Origin of the sequence: Stutzerimonas kunmingensis, from assembly GCF_014764705.1 — a bacterium.
GTDB lineage: Bacteria > Pseudomonadota > Gammaproteobacteria > Pseudomonadales > Pseudomonadaceae > Stutzerimonas.
Genome location: NZ_JACXXG010000067.1, coordinates 1 through 5386, shown reverse-complemented (window position 1 = coordinate 5386; position 5386 = coordinate 1). Strand labels below are relative to the sequence as shown.

Sequence of the window (5386 nt, the reverse complement as noted above, 5' to 3'; positions counted from 1 at the left end):
TGCTCACTCGCGCATAACCGATCTTCATCAAAAGTACCGTTTACTCGACTACGTTAGTAATAGTTGAACTTTGATAAAGCGTACCAGTTATTTGAACCGTAGCGTGGGGAGCTTAACGAACCGAGCCATTCCTCGATAGAGTTCGGCAAAACCTTCGTTTTGTCGAACCATTGCATCGCCCTTTGTGATTGGCGTATAAACACACAAACACCTATTAGCGGAGAACGCTATGAATACCATTCGCTGGAATGTCGCCGTCTCGGCCGACACCGACCAGTCGCTTCGGATGTTTCTGGCCAGCCAGGGCGGCGGCCGTAAGGGCGACCTGTCGCGCTTCATCGAAGAAGCGGTACGGGCACACATCCTGGAGCTGAGCGCTGAGCAGGCCAAGGCCGCTAACGCCCATCTGAGTGAGGCAGAATTGACCAACGCGGTTGACGAAGCGCTCGACTGGGCACGTAAGCGCTGATGCGGGTCGTGTTGGATACCAACATCCTGTTCAGCGCCCTGATCTCGCCACATGGCGCGCCCGATGCGATCTACCGTGCCTGGCGGGCGGCGCGTTTCGAGGTGGTGACCTCGCGGATGCAACTCGATGAAATTCGTCGAGCCAGCCGCTATCCCAAGCTTCAGGCCATCCTACAGCCCGCCAAGGTGGGCGCCATGATCAATAACCTGCAACGGGCTGTGGTACTGGAGCGCCTGACCATCGAGGTCGAAGCCGATGATCCGGATGACTCGTTTTTGCTGGCCATGGCCTTGGCGGGCGATGCGGACTACCTGGTAACCGGTGATCGCCGCGCCGGCCTGCTGCAACGCGGGCACATCGAACGCACGCGGATCGTCACGCCCGCCGTGTTCTGCGTCGAGGTGCTGTGATCAATGCCGGTCGGTTTTCTGACTCAAGAGCAACGCGACGGTTTTGGCCGCTATGTTGATTCGCCCAGCCGTGAAGAGCTGGAACGTTACTTCCACCTGAGCGATGAAGACCGTGAAGCCATCCAGGTGCTGCGGGGTAACCATAACCGTCTGGGTTATGCCGTTCTGCTGACCACCGTCCGCTTCGTTGGCGTTCTGCCGGACAAGCCCGCCGCCGTGCCGGTGGAAGTCCTGCAGGTGCTTTGCCGACAACTGGCGATTCCAGACCCCGACTGCCTCCAGCGCTATAGCGATCATCGCCGCTGGATACATGCCACCGATATTCAGAACCGCTTTGGCTATCGTCATTTCACCGATCCGGGCATCGGCTTTCGCTTGAGCCGCTGGCTGTATGCCCTCTGCTGGACGGGCACCGACCGGCCGGGAGTGCTGTTTGAGCGAGCCACCTCGTGGCTGTTCACACAGAAAGTCCTCCTGCCTGGTGTGTCTCAACTAGAGCGCTTTATCGCCCAGTTGCGCAGTCGGGTCGAAGAACGCCTCTGGTTTACGCTGGGCCGCAGCGTGACTGAGGAACAGCGATTGCAACTGCAAGACTTGCTGACGGTGGCCGAAGGCAACCGCAGCTCCCGGCTGGATCAATTGCGCTCCGGCCCGGTCATGGTCAGTGGCCCCGCGTTGATTCGGGCACTGCGCCGGCTCGATGACGTGCGCGGCATCGGCATCACCTTGCCGGCGGCGGCGCACATCCCTCCCAGCCGTATCGCCGCCCTGGCCCGCTTCGCCAACACGGCCAAGGTCACCGCGATTAATCGGCTGCCGGCGTCGCGGCGGATGGCGACACTGGTGGCCTTCGCACTCTGCCTGGAGGCGACTGCGCACGACGACGCACTGGAAGTCCTGGAGGCCTTGCTGCGCGACCTGTTCAGCAACGCGGAGAAGGCCGACAAGAAAGCCCGCATGCGCAGCCTGAAAGACCTGGATCGGTCGGCCGCGACGCTCGCCGCCGCGTGCAAGGTCGTGCTGGACAGCTCGATCAGCGATGACAACGTGCGCGCCCGGCTGTTCAACGACCTGCCGAGGACCACCCTGGAAAAGGCCCTGGAAGAGGTCAACGCGCTGATCCGCCCGGTAGATGACGTCTATTTTCTTGCATTGGAAGCGCGCTACCGCAGCGTGCGCCGCTTCCTGCCCGACCTGCTCAAGCACATCCGCTTCGGCTTCAGCCCGGCCGGCAAGGGCGTGGCGGCTAGTCTGGAGTGGCTGCAACTGAACCTGCCGCGCCGGAAGCCAGAGGATGACGCGCCGCAGGAGATCGTGGCCAAGGCTTGGCAGAAGCACATCACCCGCGAAGATGGCTCCCTCGACATGGGTGCCTATGTGTTCTGCACGCTCGATGCGCTGCGCACGGCCCTGCGCCGCCGCGATGTCTTCGTCTCGCCCAGTTGGCGCTATGCCGACCCGCGCCTTGGCCTGCTCGACGGTGCCGAATGGCTGGCGGCGCGACCGATCATCTGCCGGTCACTGGGCCTGACCATCGACGCCAAAACCACCCTGGACGCCTTGTCCGTCGAGCTGGATGCAACCTGGCTGGCAGTAGCCGCGCGCCTGCCCGACAACCCGGCGATTCAACTGAGCGAGAACACCGAGGGCAAGACCGAACTGTCGCTCGGGGCGCTGGACAAGCTGGACGAGCCCTGCTCGTTGCTGCAACTGCGGGCGGCCGTGTCTGACCTGATGCCGCGTGTCGATCTGCCGGAAATCCTCTTGGAAATCGCCGCCCGCACTGGCTTTTCCGAGGCCTTCACCCATGTCTCCGAACGCAATGCACGCGCCGACAACCTGGTCACCAGCCTCTGCGCGGTGCTGTTGGGCGGGGCCTGCAACACCGGCCTGGAGCCCTTGATCCGCACCGACAACCCGGCGCTGCGCCGTGACCGGCTGTCCTGGGTCAGCCAGAATTATATCCGCGACGACACCCTGTCAGCGGCTAACGCCATCCTGGTCGGAGCGCAAAGCCAACTGGAACTGGCCCAAGTCTGGGGTGGCGGCGAGGTCGCCTCCGCCGATGGCATGCGCTTCGTCGTACCGGTGCGCACCGTGCATGCCGGCCCCAATCCGAAGTATTTCGGCACCGGCCGGGGTGTCACCTGGTACAACCTGATTTCCGACCAATTCTCCGGCCTCAACGCCATCACCGTGCCCGGCACGCTGCGCGACAGCCTGGTGTTGCTGGCGGTCGTGCTGGAACAGCAGACCGAGTTGCAGCCGACGCAAATCATGACCGACACCGGGGCCTACAGCGATGTGGTGTTCGGGCTCTTCCGCCTACTTGGCTACCACTTCAGTCCGCGGCTGGCCGATGTCGGCGGTACCCGCTTCTGGCGCACGCGCCCGGACGCGGACTACGGCAAGCTCAACGGGCTGGCCCGCCAGTCGGTCAAACTCGACCTGATCGCCGAGCACTGGGACGACCTGCTGCGCCTGGCCGGCTCGCTCAAACTCGGCCGGGTGCCGGCGACTGGCATCATGCGCACGCTGCAAACGGGAGATAGACCCACCCGGCTGGCCCAGGCGCTGGCCGAATTCGGGCGGATCGAAAAGACTCTGCACACGTTGACCTATATCGACGACGAGTCCAAGCGCCGCGCCACCCTGACCCAGTTGAACCGAGGCGAAGGCCGGCACAGCCTGGCCCGCGCCGTGTTCCACGGCAAACGCGGCGAGCTCCGCCAGCGCTACCGCGAAGGCCAGGAAGACCAGCTCGGTGCTCTGGGCCTGGTGGTGAACATCATCGTGCTGTGGAACACCCTCTACATGACGGCGGCCGTGGAACGGCTCAAGCAGCACGGCTATCCAGTGCTGGAAGAGGATTTGGCCCGGCTATCGCCGCTGATCTACGAGCACATCAACATGCTCGGGCGGTATTCCTTTGCGGTACCGGAAGAAGTTGCGCGCGGCGAGCTGCGGCCACTGCGTAATCCAGACGACGACCTGTGATCCCCCTAAACGCTATGAGCAACACCCAAGCTGCTGCTGGATCGGCGGGCACTTCACCGAGCCGAACGAACAGAAAACGCAGCAATCCCCTGGGTTGGGGCGCAGCAGCGCCTTGCAGTTGCTGCACTCGTAATAGAACTGGCAGGCGTCCGTGGGCATGGTTTCCGGCTTGGCGAAGCCGCAGCGCGGGCAAGTCAGCACGGACTCAAGGACAATGGCGCTCATCGTGACCTCACTTCTGCACTGTGGAGGGGTATCCCGCGTTCGCGGTCGCCTCAGTCAGTGCCTCGGGCTGGGCCTTATCGGGATCGTAGGTGACGGTCGCCGTCTTCTGGTCGAAATTGACCTGGACGTCACTCACGCCGGACACCTTCTCCAGCGACTTCTTGACCGTGATCGGACAGAGTCCGCACGTCATGTTCTGCACGTCGAGCGTGACGGTTTTCGGGGGAGCCGCCAGCGCCACGAAGGGCAAGGCGAAAAGCACGGCGATCAGCAGTTTGCGCATGGTTAATCTCCTTCAGTAGAACAGCGGGGCGAGCCACGGCACGGCCAATAGGCCGAGCAGCAGCACGCTGACGATCCAGAACACGAGTCGCTGTCGCACGAGCGTGCGCGGATCGGCGCAGGGTGTACCTGGCGTACAAACCTGTGGCACCAGGTAGAGCTTGCGGAATGCCAATCCCAGGAACAGTAGAGTCAACCCGATGAAGAGGGGGCGTAGTGGCTCCATCATGGTCAGAGCGCCCACCCACGTACCGCCGACACCGAGTGCCAACAGCACCAGTGGCCCGACACAGCACACCGACGCACCGATGGCGGTCAGCGAACTCGCGACCAGCGAGCCTTTCCCGGTGAGTTGCATCCCCATTCCCATCTCCTGAGCCTGATTGCCTAGGTGCTATTCTAAACTCCGTACCAAAGTACGGAATCAAGGAGAAAGTGATGGCCACAGAGCTGACCATTGGCAAGCTGGCAGACGCCGCCGGGGTGAACGTCGAGACGATCCGCTACTACCAGCGACGCGGGCTGCTGGATGAACCAGCCAAACCCTTGGGTGGCCATCGGCGCTATCCGGTGGACATGGTGAAGCGACTGCGTTTCATCAAGCGGGCTCAGGCGCTGGGTTTCACGCTCTCGGAAGTCGGTGGACTGCTGACGCTGGATGAGTCGTGCGCCTGTGCCGAAACGCGAGCACGGGCTGCACGCAAGCTCGCGTTGATCGAGCAGAAGATGGCCGACTTGGTCGTCATGCAGCAACTGTTAGGCGAACTGGTGCAGCAATGTGATGCGGGAGACGGCGGAACGATCTGCCCGATCATCGAGGCACTGATCAGAGAGTAATGCCTGGCGGGTGAGCTGGAGATCGGAAAGCCCCTTTACCAGAGCGTGTGAAAACGCACTGACGCCAGAAAAATCCAACGCCCCGACTGGTTCGGGGCGTTGGTGTTTTTGATGCTTGGAAATGGAAAGCGGGATTTACCCCAACAGCTCGATCAACCGACGGGCA

General features: G+C 62.5%; 7 protein-coding genes. 4 read left to right on the top strand and 3 right to left on the bottom strand.

What is annotated here, in order from left to right; all coding sequences use genetic code 11:
* The first annotated feature begins 229 nt into the window (after positions 1–229).
* From IEG05_RS22805 to IEG05_RS22795, 3 genes are read left to right on the top strand one after another with little or no spacing between them, the layout of a single operon-like run.
* Entirely contained in the window at positions 230–469 is a 240-nt protein-coding gene (locus IEG05_RS22805) for a ribbon-helix-helix domain-containing protein (RefSeq protein ID WP_003089107.1), read from the top strand.
* On the top strand, positions 469–879 hold the full coding sequence (locus tag IEG05_RS22800; RefSeq protein ID WP_003150546.1) for a putative toxin-antitoxin system toxin component, PIN family: 411 nt from the start codon (positions 469–471) through the stop codon (positions 877–879). The genes IEG05_RS22805 and IEG05_RS22800 overlap by 1 nt, the downstream gene beginning before the upstream one ends.
* A 3-nt stretch (positions 880–882) precedes the next feature.
* The gene (locus IEG05_RS22795) at positions 883–3876 is read left to right on the top strand and encodes a Tn3 family transposase (protein WP_003299771.1); all 2994 of its coding nucleotides are present in this window, start codon (positions 883–885) and stop codon (positions 3874–3876) included.
* A gap of 12 nt (positions 3877–3888) precedes the next feature.
* Here the strand turns inward: IEG05_RS22795 and IEG05_RS22790 are convergent, their stop codons facing one another.
* Genes IEG05_RS22790 through IEG05_RS22780 form a run of 3 tightly spaced genes read right to left on the bottom strand, consistent with a single transcriptional unit; the run spans position 3889 to position 4747 of the window.
* On the bottom strand, positions 3889–4101 hold the full coding sequence (locus tag IEG05_RS22790; protein ID WP_003089113.1) for a GDCCVxC domain-containing (seleno)protein: 213 nt from the start codon (positions 4099–4101) through the stop codon (positions 3889–3891).
* 7 nt (positions 4102–4108) lie between these two features.
* A complete protein-coding gene (merP, locus tag IEG05_RS22785; RefSeq protein ID WP_003150552.1) occupies positions 4109–4384 on the bottom strand; it encodes a mercury resistance system periplasmic binding protein MerP in 276 nt (91 codons plus the stop codon).
* 12 nt (positions 4385–4396) lie between these two features.
* Positions 4397–4747, bottom strand: a complete 351-nt coding sequence (locus IEG05_RS22780; RefSeq protein ID WP_003089115.1) for a mercuric transporter MerT family protein — start codon at positions 4745–4747, stop codon at positions 4397–4399.
* 74 nt (positions 4748–4821) lie between these two features.
* Between IEG05_RS22780 and merR the strand changes: the two genes are divergently transcribed.
* Positions 4822–5220 (top strand): Hg(II)-responsive transcriptional regulator, encoded by a 399-nt coding sequence (gene merR / locus IEG05_RS22775; RefSeq protein WP_003089120.1) that lies wholly within the window; start codon positions 4822–4824, stop codon positions 5218–5220.
* Positions 5221–5386 lie beyond the last annotated feature (166 nt).